A 23,000-nucleotide genomic window follows, 5' to 3' on the forward strand; every position below is an offset into this window, starting at 1 on the left:
GCCGTCGGGCAGTCAGTCTGGAGTGAGCGGGAAAACTCCGATCCGCGAACAGGGAGATGGAGACCATGGCGAACCGAGTGACCGTCGGCCTCGACGGGTCCCCGGAAAGTACGGCGGCTGCCCGCTGGGCAGCCCATGAGGCCGAGCTTCGCGGTGCCTCCCTGGACCTGGTCCACGCCGAGGAATGGCTGGAGAATCCTCCCCTTCCCGTCACAACCACCGAGGAACGTCGGAGGTGGGCAGAGGCCGTCCTCCGCGACACCGCCGATGAGACGCACCGCGCACTTCCGTCGCTGAAGGTCGACACCCGCCGAGTGGGCGGGCTACCTTCCCTGGCCCTCGCCCGCGCCGCCGAGGAATCCGACATGCTCGTGCTTGGCTCGCGCGCGCTCGGCAGCATCGCGGGTTTCCTCGTCGGATCCACCAGCGCCGCCACCGTCATCGAGGCCGTGCGCCCCGTCGTGCTGGTCCGGTCCATGGACCGCGCGGGCAATCCGCCGGACGGTACCCGCGACCGAGGGCCCATCGTGGTCGGCGTGGACATCCACCAGCCCTGTGACAAGTTGCTCGCCTTCGCCTTCGAGGAGGCCTCCCACCGCCGCTGCCCGCTCGTGATCATCCACGGCTGGTCGCCACCGCCCATCCTCAGCTACGCACCGGCTCTCGACCCCGGGGTCCAGCAGGAAATGGCCCACGGCATCACCACCACACTGGACGAGATGATCAGCCCCTGGCACGAGAAGTACCCTTCGCTGCAGGTCGACTCCCGGGCCACCATCGGCCAGCCGGCGATTCAGATCCTCGAGGCGGCCTCCACCGCCGCCCTCGTCGTCGTCGGCCGCCGCATCCGCCACTCCGCCTTCGGCACTCACATCGGCCCCATCACACACGCCGTGATGCACCACGCGGTCGCGCCGGTCGCCGTCATCGCCCACGAGTGAAGCCCACAGCACAGGCAGGTAAGTCTCATGAACGCATCGTTTCCGGACCTGGCAGCGATTGTTCCGCTCATCGAGGACGCTGCCATGGCTCCTTCCATGCACAACGCCCAGCCTTGGAAGTTCCTCTACCGACCGGCCTCCGGGCTCATCGAGCTGTACGGCGACCCGGGCCGTGCCATGCCCCATGCCGACCCGGACCACCGCGCCCTCCATGTGGGCTGCGCCGCCGCTCTGTTCAACCTTCGAGTGTCCGCAGCCTCGGCAGGCTGGGGCGCTGACGTACGGTTGCTGCCCGACCCGGACGATCCGTGGTTGCTGGCCGCTGCCAGCCTCCGGGAACCGGGGCCCACGGACAGCGATCTCGGAACCCTGCATCCAGCCGTCCGGCGACGTCACTCCAGCCGATTTCCTTTCGTGGAGGAGGAGATCCCTCCAGCACTGTTGGACGGCTTGCGAGCCGCAGCTCTTCTCGAAGGGTGTCGCCTGGCCGTACCGGACGCTTGGCACACCGACACCGTGCTGGGGCTGGTACACGACTCCGAGCATCGCGAGGAGATGGATCCCTCACTGACGGCAGAGACGATGGCGTGGACACATTCCGGCACACCGGACGAGCAGACCCGTCCCGACGGAATTCCTGTGAACGCCTTCGGTCCGAAGCACTCGGGTCGGGGTGGAGTCGTGCGCGACTTCGGTCGCTCTCGGCGCGTTCCCGGTCGTGGGTGGGCCGCCTTCGAACAGAAGCCGCAGATCGTGCTGCTGGGTACGTCGGGTGACAGGCCCGAAGACTGGCTACGAGCAGGACAGGCTCTGCAGCGGGTTCTCCTTCAAGCCACCGCCGACGGGCTGGTCACGTCCATGACCTCGCAGCCGCTCGAATGGCCCGCGCTCCGCTGGACGGTGCGCGATCCGGGCTCGGCGATGACCCACGTCCAGATGGTGATTCGGCTCGGCTACGGACCGCAGGGTCCGGCAACGCCCCGGCGCCCGGTAGCCGAGGTGCTGGACATCCGATGAGATCGAACGTAGAGCTGCGGCCAGGACCTTCGTTGCCGTGAGCACGCGGCGTCGCCACTCGCCTCAGTCCGGTTCCATGTAGGGGCGGCGGAAGACCGGGGCCTGGCCGGAACCGTACGGGCGCACGGCCGCCATCGCTTGGATGACCGCGGCCTCCAGAAGGCCGCCGGTGTCGATGGGGACGGCCTCCTCCCACGGCGGCTCCGCGGCTGCCATGGCCGTGGCCACCTCAGGGGTGGCGTCGGACGCCCCCGGGGCGCGGGTGCTCAGGCGCGCTGCCGACACCTCTCCCGGAGCCTGGCAGTGCAGGGCCACCAGGTCGGCGCTGGTGCGTTCGGCCATGCGCAGGGCGGCTTCACGCTGTCCGGCATCGGACCAGGTGGCGTCCAGAACGACGGACTCGCCCCGGGACAGGAGGGCGGACGCCCGGTCGAGCAGCACCGCGTACGTCCTCGCGGTCCACTCGGGCGTGTACAGCCCTTCGCCGTAGCCCGCGGCCGCGGATTCCTCCGCCGGGATGCCTGCCAGCTCCTTGCGGAGACGGTCGCTGCTGAGCAGCGTGACACCGAGGCGATCGGCCAGTGCGCCGGAGAGCGTGGACTTCCCGCTGCCCGGGAGGCCGCCGACGAGGGTCAGGCTGACAGCCGAAGTGCGCAGGTGGCGCAGCGTCGTGGTGACCAGTCGCCGCGCTGCCGTCTCTGCGCCGCGAGCGCCTTGAGCTGCCTGGATCAGGGACACCTTGGCGCGGACGAACGCGCGGTAGGCGACGTAGTGGTGCCACAGAGACGGCGGTGCGGGGTCGCCGGAATACTCGCCGTACTGGGCCAGGAAGAACGCCGCGGTCTCCGGGGCACCCGTCTGCTCCAGGTCCATGGCGAGGAAGGCCGCGTCGTCGAGACCGTCGACGGAGCGAAGCCGGTCGTCGAACTCCAGGCAGTCCAGGACGCGGGGGCCGTCGTCGAGACAGAAGATGTCCTGGGCGAGCAGGTCGCCGTGGCCGTCGACCACCCGCCCCTGCTCGATACGCGCGTCGAACAGTTCCTCGCGGCCGGCGAGATAGCGCCGCACCAAGCGCTCGATCTCCTCCACCCCGTCGAGCAGCTGGGCGTCGTCGGTCAGTTCCCTGACCTGCGTGAAGCTCGCTTCCCAGCGTGCGGACAGCGCGTCCCGCCTGCCTTGCTCGTCGATGTCCGGGCCGCGGGGCGCGTCCGCGTGACGGGAGGCGAGGAGGCGTGCAACGGTCCGCAGGGCGTCGTCGACGTCGGCGCCTTGGCTCACGAGCAGGGACAGGCGTCGTTCCGCCGGCATGCGGCGCATCACCACGAGGGGTTCGGGCGTGTCCACGTCGGGGCTGCGGAATTCTCCCAGCCCCAGGTAGACGTCAGGGGCGAAGCGGCGGTTGAGAGCGACTTCCTGTTCGCACGCGGTCCGCCGGGCGGCTGTGGTCGTGTAGTCGAGGAACCCCAGGTCGACCGGCTTCTTGACCTTGTAGGCGCGGTCACCGACGAAGAACAGCACGGCCGTGTGCGTCTCGCACACCTCTGCCCGCGGGAGCCGCGGAACATCGACGTCGGCGCCGGTCCGGAGCACGGACGCGTCGGCCCGTTGCGCCGAGCCCATCGACTCCTCGGGGTGGCCCGGCTCAGTCATGGGGAATGACGGCGACGGGGCAGCGCGCGTGGTGGATGGCGGCGGTGGCCACGGAACCGATTGGGGGCGCGAGGGCGGGGCGGTGCCTGCGCCGGCCGACAACCAGTAGTCCTGCACCTTCGGCGGTCCGGACCACGACCTTGGTCGGGCTTTCAAGACCGACACCGGGAGTTACCTCCACGGTCGGGAACTTCTCGCGCCAGGGGCGGAGAGCCTCACTCAGGAGCTTCTGCGCGTCCTGTCTGATCTTCTCGGTCACGTCGTGGTCCACGCCCCAGGGAGCGTGAGCGTGGAGGGGCATGCTCCGGCCATGGACGGCTTGCAGGGGAACACCCCGTGCCGCGGCGGCGGCGAAGGAGAATGCGAGCAGGTCGTCGCACGGACCGTGCAGTTTCAGCGCCACCACTACGCCGCCCGAGGCGCCTGGAGCGGACGACGTCCCCTCTTCGCGCGTCCCGGCGCGTACCAGGACCACCGGCCGCTCGGCCCGTGCCACGACGGGCATGCTGATGTCACCCAGGAAATAGCTCTCGACGGGCTCCATCCCCCGCGAGCCGAGCACCGTCATATCGGACTCCGCTGCTGCCTTCAGCAGTGCCTCCTGGGCATCTTCGGCGACCAGATTGCCGACGATGGTCAGTCCCGGGTGGCGCGCCTGGAGCTCGGCCTTCGCGTTGTGCACGATCCGCTTCGCCCAGTAGTTCTGATCCATCTCGGAGGGAACGTGGGTCGGTTCCGGCGCCAGGAGGGGCCACGCGTGCAGCAACCGCAGCGTGAGCTTGCGGCGGGCGGCTTCGTCAGCGGCCCAACGGGCGGCGGCAAGGCTCTCGGGTGAACCGTCGAGGCCCACGGTGACGACTGGCTCCATGCCGACTGCTCCGTCTGGTAGATGACTGGAATGACGGTGAGGTATCCGTCCGGCCTGCCCGGAGCCCTGTCGTCTCCGCGCTCGCGCCGGTAGCCGTGCAGCGACCGTAGGCGGTACTCGCCGAAGCAACTACGCCAACGCGCCGAGCACACGGTCGCATGTCACCCGAGCAGCACCTGGGCGGGATCAGTGGGTGCGCTCGATGTCCAGTTCCAGGAAGTGGGCCGAACACGAGATGCACGGGTCGTGGTTGCGGACGGCCCGCTCGCACAGCCGGGTGAGCTCGGCCTCGGAGCCCTCACCCCGATCGAGCCCGGCTTGGACCAGCCGGCGCAGGTCCTCCTCGATGGCGCCCTGGTTCTGGGCGGTCGGCGGAACGATGCATGCGTCGGTGACACGGCCCCCGCCGTCGAACGTGTAGCGGTGGTAGAGCAGGCCGCGCGGCGCCTCCGTGGCACCGTGCCCGGTGCTGGCCCGGGCCGGCACCTCTACGTACGGGCGGGCTGGACGCTCGTACTCCGCGATGATCCGCAGGGCCTCTTCCACCGCGTACAGGACCTCCACCGCCCGGACGAGGATGCTTCGGTACGGGTTCCGGCAGACCTCTCCCCGCCGCCCTGCGCCTGCGCGCGACGGAGGGTCACCCAGTCCGGCCTCCCGTGCCGCTTGTAGGGCCAGCGGGGACAGCAGGTGACCGCTGACCGCCCAGCGGGCGAGGGAGCCGGTGAGATGCCTTCGACCGTCCAGCCGGGAGTGGAGGGCTGTGGAGTGTGACACCTGCTCCTCGGCCACGTGGTCGGTGAAATCCCGCAGGGGGAAGCTGTACGGCGGGAGCGTCCCGTCGTACCGGAGCACGGTGGGCACGCCGGACTCGATGGCGTAGGTGTCCTCCTCGGCGAGGGCGAGCAGGTCGGCTTCGCACTCGGCGTCCGGGAATTCGAAGCCGGCAACCCAGCGCACCGTGTCCCAGGCGTCGTCGAGGGCGGTGCGCAGCCGTTCTTCCAGGGGGCGGAGTTCGGCGCGGGTCGGGGCTCTGTGAAAACCTCCGAGCCGGACGTTGACGGGGTGGATGGCCCGGCCCCCGAGCAGTTCGACCACGGCGTTGCCGGTCTGCTTCAAGCGCAGTCCGCGCTTGACGTGCTCCAGATGGGAGCGGGACAGACCGATCACGTCGTCTTCGCCGAGGAAGTCCGGTGCGTGCAGCATGTGGATGTGCAGCGTCTGGCTCTCGATCCATTCGCCGCAGTACAGCAGGCGGCGCAGGGCGGCCAGTTGTCCGTCGACGACGACGCCGCACGCGTCCTCGACGGCACGGCAGGCACTCATCTGGTAGGCGACGGGACAGATCCCGCAGATGCGGGAGGTGAGATCGGGTGGCTCCGTGTGCGCCCTGCCCCTGAGGAAGGCTTCGAAGAACCGCGGTGGCTCGTAGATCTTGAGCCGCGCCTCGATGACGGTGCCGTGGTGGATCCTCAGGTGCAGCGCGGTCTCGCCCTCGACACGGGCGAGTGAGGGGATGCGGAGCTCCTGGGACCGGGGCGTGGGATCGCTCATCCGGGGCCTTCCGCGTCGGTCGTACCGGGCTGTCCTTGCTCCTCCACGGCGGTGAAGGCGGTCACGTTGAAGGTGTGCAGGTACCTGCCGATGTCCTCCTCGCTCATCCCGTCGCGCTGCATGAGCGGGACCAGCGCGGGAAGGTTCGTGGTTCCGGCCGGCCCGAAGCAGCCGTAGCAGCCGCGCCCGTAGGTCGGGCACAGGGCTCCGCAGCCCGCGTGGGTGACGGGGCCGAGGCAGGGCGTGCCGTGAGCGACGGTGACGCAGACGTTGCCGCGCCGCTTGCAGGAGAAGCAGACGCTGTGGTTCGGGATGGCGGGCTTGCGTCCGGCGAGGAACGCGGTGATGACCTCGACGAGCTGGCCGCGGTCGATGGGACAGCCGCGCAGTTCGAAATCGACCGGCACGTGGGCGGAGATCGGCGTGGAGGTCGCGAGGGTCTCGATGTACTCGGGGCGGGCGTAGACGGTCGCCAGGTACCCCTCGACATCGGCGTAGTTCCGCAGCGCCTGCACGCCGCCAGCCGTGGCGCAGGCGCCGATGGTGACGAGGTGGCGGGCATCGGCGCGGATGCGCCGGATGCGCTCCACGTGCTCGGGCGTGCTGACCGAGCCCTCGACGAGCACGAGGTCGTACGGGCCGGGCGCGGGCTCGCTGGACGCTTCCAGGAAGTGGGCGATCTCCAGTTCGGCGGCGATGCCGAGCAGTTCGTCCTCGCAGTCGAGGAGGGTGAGCTGGCAGCCGTCGCAGGAGGCGAACTTGAAAACGCCGAGGCGTGGGCGGGCAGGAGGCTGGGGCGGGGCGGGGGTGCTCATCTCATAGTTCCCGGACGGTGAGCAGGGGCTCGGCCTGGTCGTAGCCGACGACCGGGCCGTCGCGGCAGAGAAGGAGGGGCCCGAGCTGGCAGTGTCCGCAGTGGCCGGTGGCGCAGCGCATGTTGCGTTCGAGGGAGACCTGGATGCGGTCGGGACGTACTCCTTGGTGGATCAGTGCCCGGGCGGTCGCGCGCATCATCACCTCGGGGCCGCAGACGAAGGCGACTGTGTCCAGCGGCGTGAAGCGGGCCTCGCGGAGCAGCGTGGTGACGACTCCGACCCGGCCGGCCCAGCCGCCGGAGGGCCGGTCGACCGTGACGGCGCCGAACGGCTTCTCCCAGGCGGGGAACTCGTCTCCGTAGAGCAGATCGGCGGGGGTCCGGGCACCCGCGAGGACGTTCAGCCGCCCGAAGGCGTGGGGCTCGGCCAGAACGGTGTCGACGAGGGGACGCAGCGGGGCGAGCCCGATGCCGCCTGCGATGACGAGCAGGTCGCTGCCGTGGGCGGCAGCCGTGTCCCAGGCGGTACCGAAGGGGCCGCGCACGCCGACCCATCCGCCGGTCCGCAGGCCGCACAATGCGCGGGAGACGGCCCCCACGGCGCGGACCGTGTGCGTCAGCCGGTGCCCGTCTCCGAGCCGAGACACGGACACCGGGATCTCGCCGACACCGAACGCGTACAGCATCGCGAACTGGCCGGGTGCGAAGCGGTCCAGGGCGTCCCCGGCAGGCTCCAAGACGAGCGTGACCGTGTCGTGCGTCTCGTCGCGGCGGTCCACCACGCGATAGGACAGCGGTGCGGGTGTCATGGTGCTGCTCCGCTCCCCTGCGGTCCCGGCGGTCCGTAGAGGTCGAGCAACCGGGTGCGGGTGGCTCGCAGCCGGTCTCCGATGGTCTCGGCGACGGCGGTGACCAGTGACAGGCCCAGCGCCGTGTCCTCGGCGCACAGGTCATGGACGGCGGCGGCATCGAACTCCCAGGCGCGGACGGGGTCCCGTGTCTCGGCCGCCAGATGCCACTGCCGAGGTGGGCACAGCCATGACCAGCCGAGCAGGCTGCCCGCACCGATGGTCTCGACGACGGCTCGCCCCCGACCGGGCATGTGGATGTCGAGCGCGACCGTGCCCGAGCGGATGATCCAGAAGCGGTCGGCCTTCTCCCCTTCCTCGAAGATCCGCGTGCCGCTTGGAAGGGCGACGTCCCGGGCGAGGGCCATCAGCTGCCCGCGGTGCTCCGCCGTCAGAGCGGCGAGCACGCCCTCGCCAGGAGGACCATCCGGATGCCTGGTCACGGCGTGTTCTCCCGCTGCGTGGCCTCCTGGTGCAGGGCGTGGGCTTCCTCGGTGAGGTCGATGCCCGTGGGACACCACACGATGCACCGGCCGCATCCGACGCAGCCGGAGCTGTCGAACTGGTCGTGCCAGGTACCCAGTTTGTGGGTGAGCCACTGGCGGTACCGGCTGCGCGGGGTGGACCGGACAGGACCGCCGTGGAGGAGCGAGAAGTCGAGGTCGTAGCAGGAGTCCCAGAGGCGCCAGCGCTCGGCGTGATTGCCGGTCAGGTCGGTGACGTCCTCCGTGGTGGTGCAGAAGCAGGTGGGGCAGACCATGGTGCAGTTGCCGCAGCTGAGGCACCGGGCGGTGACGTCGTCCCAGCGCTCCGCTTCCAGGTTGTCCCGCATCAGCGCGCGCAGGTCCACCGGCGGCATGGAGCGGCCCATGCGTTCGGCGGCGGCGCTCACGGCCTGGGTCGCAGCCGCTCGGGTGGAGCCATCGGGGCTCCGCCCCGGCAGTTCTGCGAGGACCGCGGCTCCCTCCTCGCTGCCGCTCCGGCACAGGAAGCGGTGACCGGCATCGTCCACGACCTCGGTGAGAGCGAGGTCGTACCCGGCGTCGGCGGCCGGCCCGCTCCCCATCGAGACGCAGAAGCAGGTGGCACCCGGCTCGGTGCACTCGGCCGCGATCAGGAAGGCGCCCGTCCGCCGGGACAGGTAGGTGGGATCCCGGTACCTGCCTCCGCTCATCACACGGTCCAGGATCTGAATGGCACGCAGATCGCAGGGCCGCACGCCGAGGAACGCGTACGAGATGCTCTCCGGCTCCTCCTCCCGGACAACCGGAGCACCGTCCGTACCGCGGTCCGCGGACCACTGACGGACGCGCTCCGGGTGCAGGAACGACTTCCATGACTGGGGTCCCGCGCTGTGCGCGAAGGCCGCCCCGTCCTCGCGGCGACGGAGCCGGTACCGCCCCGCCTCCAGCTCGACCCCCCACCCGTAGGGCAGTGCGTCTGCGGTGTCCAGCTCGTCGAGGACGATCGCGCCGTCGCGCACGGTCGGGCCGATCACCGTGCGGCCGCGCCGCTTCAGGACACGCACGAGCGCGTCCAGACCGTCACGGTCGAGGACCGCCTCGGCCTGGTAGTCGAGGACGTCTCCGGCATCCGAAGCGTCGGTCATGGTGCACCTCTCGGTCTCCACGTGCCTGGATTCGGCAGCATGTCAGACCTCCCGGCTCCGGGGTTCGAACCCGGTCCGGCGAGTCCGCTCGTCGTGCCGGCGAACATCCGCCTCGATACGCAGGGTCAGAAGCGGCAGGGCGGCCGCGACCGCCGGCGTGAGCCCAGTGCCCAGCGAACGGTCCGCCCCCTCGACCGCATACACGATGAGCCGGCCGGGGCCGCGCCCGACGCGGTCGGCGAGGCACACGGCCTCGGCGAGCCCCAGCCCGTGGGTGCTCTGCCTGCCTGCGGCAGCGGGGTGCGGCATCTCGCCGGGAGCCACACACCACCGGTGTGTTCGCCCTGGCTGAGCCGCAGGTGGGAAGCAGGCGTCGACGACGAGGGTGAGGGCCTTGCCTTCCCAGAGGCCGATCAGTCGGCCGGGGTCTCCGTCGCACTGTGCGAGGTCAGTGCCGGACGGGAGAGGTCGCTGTGCTTTCCGTGCGCGCAACAAGGAGATGGCGGCCCACCCCAGCCCGTCATCGCGCCGGAACTCGTTTCCGATCCCGATGACCGCAGTACCGGCGAGGGGCTTCACAGGTACCCACTTCCTTGTCCGGGCGTCTCCAGGAACAGCCTGCCCTGCTAGCGGGACGAGGTCCTGTGCCGCGGGGCAAACGGCGTATGGCGGTACCGAGTGCGGGACGGCGCACCAAGGCTCTGAGGCCGATCATGGGACTGACAACCGTGGAAGGGGACCGTTCGGCACTGGCCCTCCGATCAGCAGGGCACCGGAACCACCGTCGGCACGGCCCACCGGGCCACACGCGAGGCCGACCTCAGGAACGCGTCCCCTCCTCGCCACTCCACTGCCGATAGGCCGCCACGACTGTCGGAAGCGTGGGGTAGAGACGGCTGGCTCCGATGGACGCGGTGAGGCCGTACGCGTCGAGGTCGTCGCGCAGGTCCTCCTTGACCCGGGCCAACGCCAAGACGATTCCCCGGCGTTCGAGCTCGCGGCGAAGGGCGTCGACAGCATCGAGGGCGGTGATGTCAACCTCTACGTTGGCCTCGGTGTTCAGCACGAACCACTGGACAGGCTCGCGCTGTACGTCGACGGTGGCCAGGGCGCGACGGCGGAAGTCTTCTGCGTTCGTGAAGAAGAGCGGCGAGTCGTAACGGTAGATCAGCAGGCCGGGGATGGTTCGCGCCTGGGGACAGTCGTCAACGTCATGCATTCCGGCTACGCCGGGAACGAGACCCTCGATCGCGTCGTGCGGGCGGGCGACCCGTACCAGCAGCTCGGCGACGGACAGAGCCACCGCCGCCAGCACTCCGGCCAGGATGCCGAAAGTGAGGACACCGAGGGTGCAGCCGAGGGCCAGGAGCAGCTCGCGTCGCCGGAACGCGGCAAGGCGGCGGAACTCGCTCAGCTCCACCAGACGTACGGCGGCGTACACGACAATGGCGCCGAGGATCGCGCTCGGGGTGTGGGCCAGGAGTGGACCGAGGAAGAGCAGGACGGTCAGCACGCAGGCGGCGGAGACGAGGGAGTACACCTGGCTGCGCGCGCTCGCCGAGTCGGCAAGGGCCGTGCGACTGGCGCTGCTACTGACGGGGAACCCCTGGACCATCCCGGCCCCGAGGTTGGCGGTTCCCAGCGCCAGCAGTTCCCGGTTCGCGCGCAAGGGGGTGGGGTCGTCAGGGGAGGCGAAGGCCCGGGCCGTGAGGATGACGTCGGTGTACCCGACGAGCAGGACGCCGAGGGCGGGAAGCAGGAGCTGAGGAACGTCCACGAGAGCGGGAAGCGCGGGGGCGGGCAGGCCCGCGGGTACCGCGCCGATCACGGAGATGCCGTACTCGTCCTCGAGTCCAAAGGCAGCAACGGCCGCCGTCGCCAGCACGAGAACGAGCAGCGGGCCCGGCAGCAGTCGCGATACATGCGGCAACGCCAACAGCAGAGCCAGCCCGACCGCACCGAGGATCACCGTTGGCCAGTGCACCTGGGATGCCTGCCGGAAGAACGAGAGCAGCTGCGGGAAGAACTCCGAGCCCGTGGTGGAGACGCCGGTCAGGCGGGTCACCTGGTCCACGGTCATGATCAGGGCAACGCCTGCCAGGTAGCCGACCAGCACGGGCCGGGACAGCAGATCCGCAAGGAAGCCCAGCCGCAACGCCCAGGCTGCCAGGCACAGCACACCCACCACCACGGCGAGCGCCGCTGAGAGGGCCGCGTACCGGCCAGGGTCCCCGGCGGCCAGGGGTCCGACCGCGACGGCGGTCATCAGCGCCGTGGTCGACTCCGGCCGACGGAGAGCAGACGGGAGGTGCCGGACAACGCGTACAACACCCTGGCCGGAACGACGGCCCACAGCCCGGCGACGGGCGGCAGACCCGGGACGCCCGCGTACGCCATGACCTGGGGCACGAGGTACGCAGCGACAGTGACACCTGCGAGCGCGTCCCCTCGCGGCCAGCCACGCCGGTAGCCGGTAGCCGGTAAGAAAGGGCGGCTTCCAGACGAACTCCCGTGGCGGCACGCCCCCTCCTCCGTCGACAACGACAGGCTTGCGCACGAACGACGCCTTCCAGGCAACGCGGTGTCGACGCCGCGGCGTCGGATGGGCGGACGGGCGAGGTCGTCCACGCCGGAGACTCACGGCAGGGCGCGATCACCCGTGCCCGCCTGCCGTCCGTGGTCGCGCGCGAACGCGTCGAGAGCCTGCCTGGGCGGGCCCTGGGTGTGCAGGAAGCGCTCGTCCAGGATGCCCGCGAGGTCTTCCAGGGCGGAACGCAACACCGTGGCGGCGAGCCGGACATCCCGGTGCCCGGCCTCCGAAGCCTCATCGGCGATGTCGAGGGCGTAGCCGATCTGGAGGGCCAGGGAGGTCCGGTCGTCGCCGTCGTGGAAGTAGTAGGACTCCGCGTACTGGAGGAAGTCGACCGCTGCCACGGACAGTGCTGTGGCCAGGCCGTCCAGCATGGCCGCCCCGGCCGGGGAGTCGATCTGTTCCTTCGAGGGGTGGGTACGGGAGAGGTGGGAGAGCCGCAACGCAAGAGCCCTGCGGCGAGCCAGAGCCGGATAGATGCCGAGGATCCAGGAGACCGTCGCGGTCAGCAAGGCGAACCCGACCAGCGCCTCCAGGGGTGCGAGGAGGCGCAGCCAGCCCTCGGCAGGTGCAACGTCGCCGAGACCGAGCGTGGAGAGCGTGACCAGCGAGACGTACGTCGCGTCCAGCAGGCCTGCATGGTCGTCGGGCTGCAACCCGCCCGCGTACACGAACGCGTCGGGCATGTGAGGCCAGTAGATCAGTGCCCACCCCGCCGCCACGGTGAGGGCCCACAGGGCGACGACAGACACCATGGCAAGCGGACCCGCCAGGCCGGCTGCCGTACGACGGGTGCCCAGGGCGAAGGACAGCCGCCACAGTGTGGTCATGACCAGCCGGCTCAGCCCGCCGTGACGCGTCGGGTGCCACAGCGTGTGGAACACGTCCCGGAGGATCAGCAGTACCAGGGCGGCGCCCGTGGCCGTCACCAGCCAATCCATCCGGAACCCCTTTTCCGCTGCGTTTCGCCCAGGTTCGCGCACCTCCGTGGTCGCTGATCGCAGCCCACGCCGTCCCCCGGTGTCAGAAGCGGGGCCGGACCTCACCGGCAGCCGGAATCGGCCGAGGTTCCGGCCACAGGCGGAACCCGGTGACGAGTTCGGACCGGATCCGCAGGATGCGGGGCATCGCCTCGTTCCTCCACGGATCGAGCAGCGCCGCGAGCCGTTCGGCTTCGTCGCGGTTCACGACGAGCTCGGCGTAGCCGACCACCACGACGCTCCAGCCGAGATGCGTGTCGGGGTCGATGGCGTCGGCTTCGTAGGCGAGGACGATGCCGGGCTCGCCCGGCATCGCCACCAGCGACGCGTGTGAAGCGCCTTCGTCGAGCTGCACGAGCACGTCCTCCCCGTGGACGATGTGGCTCATCGGCCGGATGACTGGCAGCGCTTGGTGGGTGAAGACGATGCGGCCGAGCGAGACGGTACCCAGGAGCCGCAACGCTTCGGAGCGGTCCAGCTGCTCCGTGGACCGCGCGGGGTCCGGGGCAGGGCGGTGGTCCGGTCTCCTGGCGGTTTCGTGATCCATCACGCGGCCCTCCGCTCCGGCCCTGTCTTGTCGGCCTCGGCTTCACTCAGCGTCTTTTCCGTCTCGCACGCCGTGCCAGGGCCGAATGGTCCCCTGTCCTGCGGAATCGGGGGCCGGTCGGCCCATCCCCGGCACCTGCAGTGCCGCTCAGACTTGAATCGGAATCGGCCGGAGGCCGCCATGAGGACCACTCCCCCTACGGGGGTGGCCGAGCGGACAGGTTCTGGATCGTCCGAACGGGCATCGTCGCCCTGGGCACGGCAGTGGTAGCTATCCCTGGCGGCCGGTGTCGGCCACCCGAACCGCCAGCAGTGAGGAGTCCGTCATGCCCGCGTCCCGGTACACCGTCAGCGACGTCATGACCCATACGGCTGTGGCCATCGGCCGCGAGGCTTCCTACAAGGAGATCGTCGAGCTGATGGACCAGTGGAAAGTCAGTGCTGTTCCCGTCCTGGAGGGCGAGGGGCGCGTCGTCGGAGTGGTCTCCGAGGCGGACCTGCTGCCGAAGGAGGAGTTCCGGCGGGACGACCCCGTGCTTCCTGATCAGCTGGAAGAGGCTTCCAAGGCAGGGGGTGTACTGGCCGAGGAACTGATGTCGAGCCCAGCCGTGACTGTGCACCCCGACGCCACACTCGCCGAGGCTGCCCGGATCATGGCGCGAAAGCACGTGAAACGCCTCCCCGTGGTGAACGGTGTGGGGATGCTGGAGGGAGTCGTCAGCCGGAGCGACCTGCTCAAGGTGTTTCTGCGACCGGACGAGGAGATCGGCGTGGAGATCCGCGACTCGGTTCTCGCCGGGCTCGCTCCTCCCGTACATCTGCAGGCGTCGGTGAAGGAGGGCGTCGTCACCTTGCGCGGATCGCTCCGTGATCGCGCACTGGTGCCGCTGATGGCCCGTGCGGTCCGTGCCGTGGAAGGCGTGGTGGACGTGCGGATGGAACTGGAAGGGCAGCCCACCGGGGCCTCCTGAGGCCTCTTACCGCCCCGGAACCCGGGGGCGCCGCCCAGGTGCGTCCGCCTGATCCCCTGAGACAATTCGTATGAAACATACAATGCGGATCGATCACAGGGGCGTACATGTCCGACGTACCGGCAGCCTCCTACGAGGGAACCGTCCGGGTCTTCCTCTTGGACGACCACGAGGTCGTACGCCGCGGCCTGTACGACCTGCTGGACGCGGAGCCGGACATCGAGGTCGTCGGCGAGGCCGCCACCGCCGAGCAGGCGCTGGCCCGCGGACCGGCGCTGCGCCCGGACGTCGCCGTACTCGACGTCCGGCTGCCCGACGGCGACGGGATCACCGTGTGCCGCGAGCTGCGCTCGCGCATGCCGGAACTCGCCTGCTTGATGCTGACCTCGTTCGATGACGAAGACGCGCTGCTCGACGCGATCATGGCCGGTGCGGCCGGCTACGTCCTCAAGCAGATCAAGGGGTCCGACCTCGTCTCGGCCGTACGGACGGTGGCGACCGGGCAGTCGATGCTGGACCCGGCGACGACCGCCCGTCTCATGCACTCCCTGCGGGACCCGGAGACCGTCAAGGCCCCGGATGACGATCGGCTGGCCGCTCTCTCCGAGCGGGAACGTTCCGTACTCGAACTGATCGGCGAGGGCCTCACCAACGCGCAGATCGCCAAGCGACTGTACCTGTCCGAGAAGACGGTCAAGAACCACATCTCAAGGCTGCTGGGCAAGCTGGGGGTGGAGCGCCGGGTGCAGGCCGCTGTCATCGCGACGCAGGTCCATGAACACGAGCCTGAGCGCGGCAAGGGCCGGAGCTGAGTGACTGCGGGGCGTGCTCACTCGGAGGGTGGGAAGCGGCCTCCGTCCAGTGGGACCCGCCATTCCAGTTTCGTGCCCTGCCCGGTCGGCCCGTGCGCCGAAACGGAGAGTTCACCACCCAGGCGTTCGGCCCGTTCACTGAGATTGCGCAGCCCGCTGCGACGACCTCCCTCCGCCATTCCCACTCCGTCGTCGGTGACCAGTACGGTCAGTACGCCCTCGACGGCTGCGATGGACACTTCCGCCCGGCTTGCCCTCGCATGCCGGGCGACGTTGGTGAGCGCCTCCCCGACCACGGCGAGTGCCTCGTCCGCGGTCTCGGCGGGTACGTCGGTGTCGATCAGGCCCTCCATCCGCAGGGCCGGGGCGAAACCGAGTACCTGGGCAGCCTCCTCGACGGCCTGAACGGCACGGAGCCGCAGCTTCGGCGGCACCCCGGATACTTCGTGTTCACGAAGCCCGAAGATCGTCGACCGAATGATCTTGATGGTGGCATCCAGGTCGTCGATCGCCCGGGCAAGTCGTTCCGAAGCCTCGGGATGCTCGACGAAGGGTTGCGCGCTCTGCAGGGTCATACCTGTGGCGAAGAGGCGCTGGATGGCGAGATCGTGCAGGTCACGGGCAATGCGGTCGTGATCCTCCAGCATGCTCATCTGCTCGGTGTCCCGGCGCCGGTCTGCGAGCTCCAGGGCCACGGCGGCCTGGCCGGCGAAGCCGGGCAGGGCTGCGATCTCGGCGCGGGCGAACGCCGGGCGGCCGCGCCTGCGGGCCAGGATGAGGACGCCGCTCAGCTTCTCCTTGGTGCCGAACGTGACGGCGACGGCGGGGCCGAAACCCTTCCACCGTTCCGGCTGCACGGTGATCCGGTCGTCGGCCCCGACGTCGGCCACGGTGATCAGTCCGTCCTCCTCGCCGAGGGCAGCGGCGGCCAGGGTGCCTTCACTGCTGGGCAACACGATGCCGCGATGTGCCTCGGCGCCCTCCCCCAGGGCCAGCGAGCCGCGCAGCTCCCCGCTCTGGCCCACAAGGTAGAACACACCGATGTCGGCGCCCGTGATGTCGCGAGCTCGCTCCAACATCCCCTCCAGCACCTCCGTCTCGGCCGAGCCGGAGAGCAGAGCACTGGTGAAGTCGGAGCTGGCGGCCAGCCAGCGCTCCCGGAGGCGTACCTCTTCGAAGAGGCGGGCGTTCTCGACGGCAATGCCGGCCGCCACCGCCAGCGTGGACAGGACCGCCTCGTCCTCCTCGTCGAAGTCGATACCACCCCGCTTCTCGGTCATGTAGAGGTTGCCGAACACGTCCTCGCGAACCCGGATGGGGACGCCGAGGAAGGAGTGCATCGGGGGGTGGTGGGGAGGGAAGCCGTAGGAGGCGGGGTGACCGGACAATTCCGAGAGCCGGAGCGGCTCGGGGTGCCGGATGAGCTGGCCGAGGATGCCGTGGCCGGAGGGCAGGTCGCCGATCTCGGCCCGGAGGTCGTCGCTGATGCCGACAGGAAGGAACTGGGCGAGCTTCTGGTCGTCACCGATGACGCCCAGCGCTCCGTACTCCGCGTCCACCAGGACGACAGCGGCTTCGACGATGCCACTCAGGACCTGTGGCAGATCGAGCTCCCGACCGACGGACATCACAGCCTCGAGGAGCCCGTTCAGCCGGTCCCGGGTGCCGCGCACCTCGTCGATACGAACCTGGAGCTCCTCGAGCAGTTCGTCCAGCCGGAGCCGCGGAAGCCCAGGACGCACGGGACCCAGCTCGTCCCCGCCCATGCGTACCTCCAGCGGCGCCCCGGGGAAGTTCGGCCTGCCTCTTCACCGTATCCCTGCCCCCACCTTCCCGCTCAGGCTGAAGGCATCATCCGGAGTCGTCCGCGCCGAGATGCCGAATGTGTGCGTCCGGTCCCGGGAAGAAGAGGGTGGTCCTGCCGGTGTCCGACCAGCGGACGTCGTAGGGCGGGGTGCCGTCGTCGTGGTGCAGTCCGACGACTTCGCCGTCGCGACCCGCTTTGCCCACCGTCGGCCCGCCCACCACTATCTCGTCACCGACGCGAGCGTGGGGTCCGTGCTCGGACGTGCGCGTCTCCATGATCATCATCTCCTTCGGAATGCGTGCCGTGCGAGTCGGGCCGCCGCGAAGCCACTGGTGAGGGCGGCTGATGCTCGGCCAGTCGGCGTTCCGCTTCGAGGTCGGTGAGCCCGCCGGGCGCGCGCACCGGTACCTCTGCGGGGGCCGGGGCCATCGCCATGGCGGTCCTATTCGGCCGGAACCGTGATCACCGGGCAGAACGCCCGGTGGAGCAGTCCGTGGACAACGGAGCCCAGGCGCATGCCGGAGTAGCCTCCTCGTCCGCGACGGCCCACCACCACGGCCAGGGCGTGTTCGGCGGCTTCCGCGAGCTCTTCCACCGGGTGCCCGATCGGGACCTCGTGGGAGAGCACCACGTCCGGGTACTTCTGCGACCAGCCGGCCGTGGCCTCGGACAGCATCCGCCGCTGAGCCTGCAATGCGACCTCCTCGTCGTGGAGCAGGAAGACCGGCGGCTGCCACACTGCGATGGCGCGCAGTGCTGCGCCGCGCAGGTCGGCTTCCTCGAAAGCAAGCGCCAGCGCAGCCTTCGAGGACTCACTGCCGTCGATGCCGACGACCAGGTAGGGCGTCTCCTGGGTGGTGTGCTCGGGGTTTCCCACCACGACGACGGGGCAATGCGCCTGGGCCAGGACCGGGACCACCGTGGAACCGGCGCTGAAGAGTTCCGCGGTCCGGCTCAGGTGACGGGATCCGAGCACGAGCATGCGGGCCTGGTGAGACAGGCGTCCGATGGCGGGAACGGGGAATCCTTCGATCAGATCAGTGGCCGCGTCAAGCCCCAGGTGTCGGTCCCGCGCCCAGTCGTAACCTGCCGCGAGGGCTTCAGAGCCCGCCTGGCGCAGAGCCGTCCTGCGGGGTGTGTCATCAACCTGCCGCGTACGCTGCGGCGGAGGCACAGCCACGACGAGTCGGAGCCCGATCCCACGACGGTGGGCCTCGTCAGACGCCCAGGCAAGGGGCAAGTGCCAGTCCCTGGCCGGGTCGATGCCTACGACGATCTCGCGGCGTTCGGCGGTGGCCATCACGATCCACTCCCGTGCTCGTCCGGGTGGCGCGGGATGAGCAGCACAGGGCAGTGCGAGTGGTGTACGAGGCTGTGGGTGTGCCGCCCGAGGGTGGGTCCCAGGTATGCGGACGCCCTGCGACCGCCCATGACCAGCAGGTCGGCGTGCCGGGAAGCCTCTACGAGAACACCGGCGACGGACGCGCTCTTCTCGGCATCCGCCCGCACGGTGAGGTCCGGGAATTCCCGGCGGATTCGCTCCGTCAGCGCGGTCAGGTGCCGGACGTACTCGTCGGCGATCTCCTTGATGTCGTCCATCATGGTCATCACGTCGCCGACGGACTGGAGCACGTTCCACACCTGGAGCAGCCGCAGCTCGGCCTTGCGCAGCTCGGCCTCGCGCGCCGCGTAACGCACACAGTCCAGATCTCGCTCGTCACGGACCCCGGCGAGTACCGTCCCGCTCTCGGCGCCGCTTTCGGTTCCCCTGACGATGATGACGGGCGTCTTCGCACCGGCCGCCACCTTCAGGCCCACGGATCCGAGCAAGAGGGAGTTGAATCCGCCCAACCCCCGGTTGCCGACCACTATGGTGCCGCGACGACCAGCGGCCCGGTGCAGGCTGGCCACGGGGTCGCCACGACCGAATTCCGTGGTGGCGACCAGGCCGGGGTGCTGCTTCTTGACCGCAGCAGCGATGTCGTCGAGCAGTTCGCGGCCGGCAACACGGACGCGCTCGATGGTCTCGACAGATGCGTAGAGTGCCCGGCCGTCCGTGTCGGCGCCGTACACGATGTGCAGCGGACGCCCTCGGCGTTCGGCCTCTCCCGCTGCCCAGAGCGCGGCCTGACGGGCGGGCTCGGAGCCGTCGACGCCGACGACGACGGAGCCGAGTTCGGAACCGCTGACGGTGTGCTCCATGATTCCTCCTCGCCCAGGGCCAGTGAGGGTCTGACCTCACAGTGACACCGCAGGCCCCTGTGGGAAGAGGGCCGCTCAGGACCTTCATGGGGGCCAAAGGTCCCGGTCGGGCCTCCTTCGTGGTCACGCTGTGGTGTCCAGCCACCCGCTGTACGGCTTGAGGGACTCCTGCAGGGACGGAGCTCCGGCAGCCTGCATGTCGCCGTAGGCGGCTCGCTTCATCTGGAGGGCGAGATCCTCCATGGCACGAGCGACCGCGAGTTCTTCGCCGATCTCCGGGACGTCGTCGTCCTGGGGTGCGCAACGGGCGGTGCCGTGGCCCGTGAGCCTGTTCGTGCCCGTGTCGAGTTCCAGGCGTGCCTTCGTCGTGTGGTCCTCCTCGAAGAGGTAGAGGCGGACCTTCCATTCGGCCGTGTGTGACATGGGAGCCTCCGGACGGGTTCAGGCGTTCGTGCTTCGGCGAGTGCGTCGGGCCCAGCGCCGGAGTTCGTCGGTGCCCCACACGAGGACCGGGAAGGTGGCGATGAGCGCGACGACATCGAGGGAGAGGGCTGCGGTGCCGAACAGGTCTTGCAGCGGCGGCGCGTAGACGAGCGCCGCGGTGAAGACCAACTCGAAGGCGATGCCTGCGAGGAGCAGGTGGTTGGTGAACAGGCCGATCTCGCGCAGAGCGGCGTGGTCGGTGCGTGCGGCCATGGCCGTGCCGACCTGGCAGGTGACGATGCCGGCGAACGTGGCGGTGGTCGCGGTGACGTACGCATGGTGGAGGGGGGTGCCGGGGCCGGTGGGGTCGCCGGGGTGCCAGCCCGCCCGCCAGAGCACGTAGAAGAACGCGGTCATGACCAGGGCGGCGGACACCGTACCGAGCCATCCCCAGCTCCGGATGAGCATGTCGCGGGAGATGACCCCCTGCGAGCTCGGTCGCGGCGGACGGCTCATGACGCCCGGCTCGGCCCGTTCCCGGCCGAGGGCGAGGGCGGGGAGAGTCTCGGTGCCGAGGTCGATGGCGAGGATCTGCAGGACGGTCAGCGGCAGGGGGATGGTGCCGGCCGAGAGTGCGAACACCAGGAAGGGCACGACCTCGGGGGTGGCGTGGGCGAAGATGTAGACGATGAACTTGCGGACGTTGTCGTATACGCGGCGCCCGGATTCGATGGCGGCGACGATGGTGGCGAAGTTGTCGTCGGTCAGCACCATCGTGGACGCTTCGCGTGCCACGTCGGTGCCGGACCGGCCCATCGCGACCCCGATGTGCGCACGGTGAAGTGCCGGGGCGTCGTTGACACCGTCGCCGGTCATGGCCACGATCTGCCCGTGTGCGCGCAGCGTGTCGGCCACGTGCAGCTTGGTCTCCGGAGAGGAGCGGGCGAAAACGACCTCGGCATCGCCTTGTGCCAGGAGCTGGTCGAGCTCCTGGTCACCCACCGTCTCGGACTGGGCCACCACCGTGAGGCGCGGTACTCCGATGCCGACCTCCCGCGCGACGGCGGCCGCGGTGGCGCCGTTGTCGCCGGTGACGATGTGGACCCGGACGCCCGCGTCGTGACAGCGGCGGACTGCCTCCGCGACCTCGGGCCGCGGAGGGTCGTACAGGCCGACGAGCCCCAGAAGGCGCAGACCGCTTTCCGCGTCGTGGCGCCGCGCCGGTGTCGCGGCCCCCTTCGGCAGGTCGCGCACGGCGACGGCCAGGACGCGCATGCCGTCGTGGGCGAGCCGGTCCGCGGCAGCGAGCGCGGCGGTGGGGTCCCCGCCGTCAAGGGCGCCCACCACCGACTCCGGCGCGCCTTTGACGATGATGTGGGCGCCGTCCGGTTCCGCCTGCTGCACGACGGACATCAGGCGCAAGCGGGGGTCGAAACGGAAGAGGACCTGGCGGTCGGCGTCCCTCCTGTCGAGGTCGATGGGGGCGCCGTGGGCGCCGGCTCCTTCGACCAGGGCGATCTCGGTCGGGTCCCCGTGCAGGTGGCCCTGGGCATCCCGCGTGACCGTGGTGCACAGGGCCACTGCGCGGGCGAGTTCGCCTGCCCAGGGGCCTTTGCTCGTACCGTGTTCAGGTGTCCACACAGTCTGGAGCCGCATGCGGTTCCGGGTGAGGGTGCCGGTCTTGTCGGTGCAGATCACGTTGGTGGACCCGAGAGTTTCCACGGCGCTCAGCCGCTTGACCACAGCCCCCTGACGGGCGAGGGCCCGTACCCCGACGGCCAGGGCGAGGGTGATGATCGGCAGCAGGCCCTCGGGCACGTTGGCGACCAGCAGGCCGATGGCGAAGATCAGTGAGTCGGTCAGCGGGAGTCCCACGGCCACGCCTGCCACGAGGAACACCGCGCCCATGGCCACCGCGACGGCGGCGATCAGCCAGGCGACCTTCTTGACCTGCCGCTCCAAGGGGCTGGGGTCGCGCTGGGTGCGCTGGCTGAGTGCCGCGATCCGTCCGAGTTCGGTGTGGTCGCCCGTGGCGAACACGATCGCCTGGGCCTGGCCCTCGGTGCAGGCAGTACCGCTGAAGACGAGGTTCGGCTCCTGGAGCAGCGGAGCCCCTGCGAGACCGGGGCCGGCGACGCGTTCGGCGGGGGCGGACTCCCCTGTCAGCATCGACAGGTCGACCTCGATACCGCCGTCTGTGAGGCGTCCATCGGCGGGGACCTTGGCGCCCTCTTCGAGGACGATGAGGTCGCCCGGCACGAGCTCGCGCGACTCGACGGCCGACGGTTGGCCGTCGCGGATCACCCATGCGTGCTCGGGCAGATACCGGGCCAGGGTCTCCACTGCCTGCTCCGCCTGGCGCTCCTGCAGGAGCGCGAAGGCGGCGTTGACGATGACCACGGCGACGATGGCCCAGCCGAGGACCGCTATGTCCGCCACGAAGGCCAGTGCGGCAGCCGCCCAGAGCAGCATGGCCAGCGGGTGGACGAGCTGGCGGACGAGCTCCCGGCCCACCGAGGTACGGGCCTTGCGGCGGACCTCGTTGGGGCCGTAGACGGCGAGGCGGCGGGCCGCCTCGCGCGCGGAGAGTCCACTCGGCCCGGTGCCGAGTTCGCGCCTCAGGAGCGGCAACGGTTCGAGGGGGTCAGGGCTCAGGGGCAGCCCGTTGGCCGGAAAGGGGGGCCGGGTGGCTGCCTCAGTCATCGCCAGGTCCCTTTTCGCGCCGCAGCCTGCCGGACCAGCGCGGCTCCACGGCCTCCCACTCGTGCTCCCACTGGGCCAGGCTGCGGGTCTCGACAAGAAGCAGACGAAGGCGGACCACTGCCCCTGTGGCGAGGGCGAGCAGGCTGAAGGATCCGACTCCCGCGACTGCGGCCGTGAGGACGCGTCGGGCTTCGGCCGACGGCGCCTGCGCCTCCCTGCCCGCGTCATCGACCCAGATCGTGACCGTCCGGCCTGCCGGAGTGCCGAACGGGACGGAGATCGTGTCGGAGTGCTGGTGAGCGGCCGGGTACTCCCAGACGGCCGGAGCAACCGTCCGGGAGGTGCCGCCGGAACGGTTGGAGACCGCGCGCCCCACGGCACCGACCGTCGTCGCCTCGATCCGGTGCCGGTGGCGGGCCGCTTCCCGGGCAGTGCGGCTTTCGGCATCCCAGACGGCCGTCGTGACGACGACGCCGCAGGACAGGGCGATCAGGAAGGAGAGCACGAAGGCGATGTTCCAGCGGCGCCGGGTCCGGTCGGCCGGACGACGCAGCTCGTTCGGACGTCCGCCGAACAGCCGACGCACGCGGTCGGCCGTCGCCGGGCGCGATCGGGTGGGCCCGTCTCCGGGCGTGCCGGGCTCGGACATCGTGCACCTCCGCGCT

The 23,000-nt window shown here is 70.2% G+C and carries 20 protein-coding genes and 2 pseudogenes; 4 read left to right on the forward strand and 18 right to left on the reverse strand.

The features are described 5' to 3' along the window. Nucleotides 1-65: 65 nt before the first annotated feature. Together ACWGE1_RS12435 and ACWGE1_RS12440 are read left to right on the forward strand one after the other, a co-directional pair. On the forward strand, nucleotides 66-941 hold the full coding sequence (locus tag ACWGE1_RS12435) for a universal stress protein (RefSeq protein WP_453420467.1): 876 nt from the start codon (nucleotides 66-68) through the stop codon (nucleotides 939-941). 27 nt (nucleotides 942-968) lie between these two features. After that, nucleotides 969-1,958 carry an Acg family FMN-binding oxidoreductase gene (locus tag ACWGE1_RS12440; protein ID WP_453420468.1) on the forward strand — a complete coding sequence of 330 codons (990 nt, stop codon included), beginning with the start codon at nucleotides 969-971 and terminating at the stop codon, nucleotides 1,956-1,958. Between the two features lie 63 nt (nucleotides 1,959-2,021). Here the strand turns inward: ACWGE1_RS12440 and ACWGE1_RS12445 are convergent, their stop codons facing one another. The 11 genes and pseudogenes from ACWGE1_RS12445 to ACWGE1_RS12495 form a co-directional block, all read right to left on the reverse strand. Next, entirely contained in the window at nucleotides 2,022-3,497 is a 1,476-nt protein-coding gene (locus ACWGE1_RS12445) for a bifunctional aminoglycoside phosphotransferase/ATP-binding protein (RefSeq protein ID WP_453420501.1), read from the reverse strand. Between the two features lie 103 nt (nucleotides 3,498-3,600). Continuing rightward, nucleotides 3,601-4,476: a universal stress protein gene (locus ACWGE1_RS12450; RefSeq protein ID WP_453420469.1), complete on the reverse strand. Its 876-nt coding sequence runs from the start codon at nucleotides 4,474-4,476 to the stop codon at nucleotides 3,601-3,603. 186 nt (nucleotides 4,477-4,662) lie between these two features. Then, nucleotides 4,663-6,030 carry a Ni/Fe hydrogenase subunit alpha gene (locus tag ACWGE1_RS12455; protein WP_453420470.1) on the reverse strand — a complete coding sequence of 456 codons (1,368 nt, stop codon included), beginning with the start codon at nucleotides 6,028-6,030 and terminating at the stop codon, nucleotides 4,663-4,665. Further along, on the reverse strand, nucleotides 6,027-6,845 hold the full coding sequence (locus ACWGE1_RS12460) for an NADH-quinone oxidoreductase subunit B family protein (RefSeq protein ID WP_453420471.1): 819 nt from the start codon (nucleotides 6,843-6,845) through the stop codon (nucleotides 6,027-6,029). Before ACWGE1_RS12460 ends, ACWGE1_RS12455 begins: the two co-directional genes overlap by 4 nt. 1 nt (nucleotide 6,846) lies before the next feature. Further along, the gene (locus tag ACWGE1_RS12465) at nucleotides 6,847-7,653 is read right to left on the reverse strand and encodes an FAD/NAD(P)-binding protein (RefSeq protein ID WP_453420472.1); all 807 of its coding nucleotides are present in this window, start codon (nucleotides 7,651-7,653) and stop codon (nucleotides 6,847-6,849) included. Further along, nucleotides 7,650-8,135: a cyclic nucleotide-binding domain-containing protein gene (locus tag ACWGE1_RS12470; protein ID WP_453420473.1), complete on the reverse strand. Its 486-nt coding sequence runs from the start codon at nucleotides 8,133-8,135 to the stop codon at nucleotides 7,650-7,652. Before ACWGE1_RS12470 ends, ACWGE1_RS12465 begins: the two co-directional genes overlap by 4 nt. Then, the gene (locus ACWGE1_RS12475; RefSeq protein ID WP_453420474.1) at nucleotides 8,132-9,301 is read right to left on the reverse strand and encodes a 4Fe-4S dicluster domain-containing protein; all 1,170 of its coding nucleotides are present in this window, start codon (nucleotides 9,299-9,301) and stop codon (nucleotides 8,132-8,134) included. The genes ACWGE1_RS12470 and ACWGE1_RS12475 overlap by 4 nt, the downstream gene beginning before the upstream one ends. A gap of 42 nt (nucleotides 9,302-9,343) precedes the next feature. Next, entirely contained in the window at nucleotides 9,344-9,880 is a 537-nt protein-coding gene (locus ACWGE1_RS12480) for a hydrogenase maturation protease (protein ID WP_326746994.1), read from the reverse strand. A gap of 241 nt (nucleotides 9,881-10,121) precedes the next feature. Beyond that, nucleotides 10,122-11,842: pseudogene (sulP, locus tag ACWGE1_RS12485) on the reverse strand (sulfate permease). Nucleotides 11,843-11,938: 96 nt separating this feature from the next. Continuing rightward, nucleotides 11,939-12,832, reverse strand: a complete 894-nt coding sequence (locus ACWGE1_RS12490) for a potassium channel family protein (RefSeq protein WP_202203288.1) — start codon at nucleotides 12,830-12,832, stop codon at nucleotides 11,939-11,941. A gap of 82 nt (nucleotides 12,833-12,914) precedes the next feature. Next, nucleotides 12,915-13,418 carry a pyridoxamine 5'-phosphate oxidase family protein gene (locus ACWGE1_RS12495; RefSeq protein ID WP_329096278.1) on the reverse strand — a complete coding sequence of 168 codons (504 nt, stop codon included), beginning with the start codon at nucleotides 13,416-13,418 and terminating at the stop codon, nucleotides 12,915-12,917. A 358-nt stretch (nucleotides 13,419-13,776) separates the two neighbouring features. Here ACWGE1_RS12495 and ACWGE1_RS12500 point away from each other — a divergent pair, with 358 nt between their 5' ends. Then, on the forward strand, nucleotides 13,777-14,388 hold the full coding sequence (locus ACWGE1_RS12500; protein ID WP_453420502.1) for a CBS domain-containing protein: 612 nt from the start codon (nucleotides 13,777-13,779) through the stop codon (nucleotides 14,386-14,388). A gap of 107 nt (nucleotides 14,389-14,495) precedes the next feature. Then, on the forward strand, nucleotides 14,496-15,200 hold the full coding sequence (locus tag ACWGE1_RS12505; protein ID WP_326746996.1) for a response regulator transcription factor: 705 nt from the start codon (nucleotides 14,496-14,498) through the stop codon (nucleotides 15,198-15,200). 17 nt (nucleotides 15,201-15,217) lie between these two features. On the opposite strand, the gene ACWGE1_RS12510 is transcribed toward ACWGE1_RS12505, so the two are convergent. The 7 genes and pseudogenes from ACWGE1_RS12510 to ACWGE1_RS12540 all read right to left on the reverse strand — a co-directional run bounded on the left by ACWGE1_RS12510 (nucleotide 15,218) and on the right by ACWGE1_RS12540 (nucleotide 22,984). Then, on the reverse strand, nucleotides 15,218-16,966 hold the full coding sequence (locus ACWGE1_RS12510; RefSeq protein WP_453420475.1) for a GAF domain-containing protein: 1,749 nt from the start codon (nucleotides 16,964-16,966) through the stop codon (nucleotides 15,218-15,220). A 106-nt stretch (nucleotides 16,967-17,072) separates the two neighbouring features. Next, nucleotides 17,073-17,282, reverse strand: a pseudogene (locus tag ACWGE1_RS12515) (DUF1918 domain-containing protein); the annotation flags it as partial. A gap of 167 nt (nucleotides 17,283-17,449) precedes the next feature. Further along, complete coding sequence (locus ACWGE1_RS12520; protein WP_453420503.1) at nucleotides 17,450-18,307, reverse strand: universal stress protein; 858 nt, start codon at nucleotides 18,305-18,307, stop codon at nucleotides 17,450-17,452. After that, a complete protein-coding gene (locus tag ACWGE1_RS12525; protein WP_326746999.1) occupies nucleotides 18,307-19,209 on the reverse strand; it encodes a universal stress protein in 903 nt (300 codons plus the stop codon). Before ACWGE1_RS12525 ends, ACWGE1_RS12520 begins: the two co-directional genes overlap by 1 nt. 123 nt (nucleotides 19,210-19,332) lie before the next feature. Beyond that, nucleotides 19,333-19,632 (reverse strand): DUF1876 domain-containing protein, encoded by a 300-nt coding sequence (locus tag ACWGE1_RS12530; protein WP_389806729.1) that lies wholly within the window; start codon nucleotides 19,630-19,632, stop codon nucleotides 19,333-19,335. A gap of 18 nt (nucleotides 19,633-19,650) precedes the next feature. Further along, nucleotides 19,651-22,335 carry a cation-translocating P-type ATPase gene (locus tag ACWGE1_RS12535; protein WP_453420476.1) on the reverse strand — a complete coding sequence of 895 codons (2,685 nt, stop codon included), beginning with the start codon at nucleotides 22,333-22,335 and terminating at the stop codon, nucleotides 19,651-19,653. Beyond that, a complete protein-coding gene (locus tag ACWGE1_RS12540; protein WP_326747002.1) occupies nucleotides 22,328-22,984 on the reverse strand; it encodes an Rv1733c family protein in 657 nt (218 codons plus the stop codon). Before ACWGE1_RS12540 ends, ACWGE1_RS12535 begins: the two co-directional genes overlap by 8 nt. Nucleotides 22,985-23,000 lie beyond the last annotated feature (16 nt).

This window comes from Streptomyces sp. NPDC054932, from assembly GCF_053610205.1.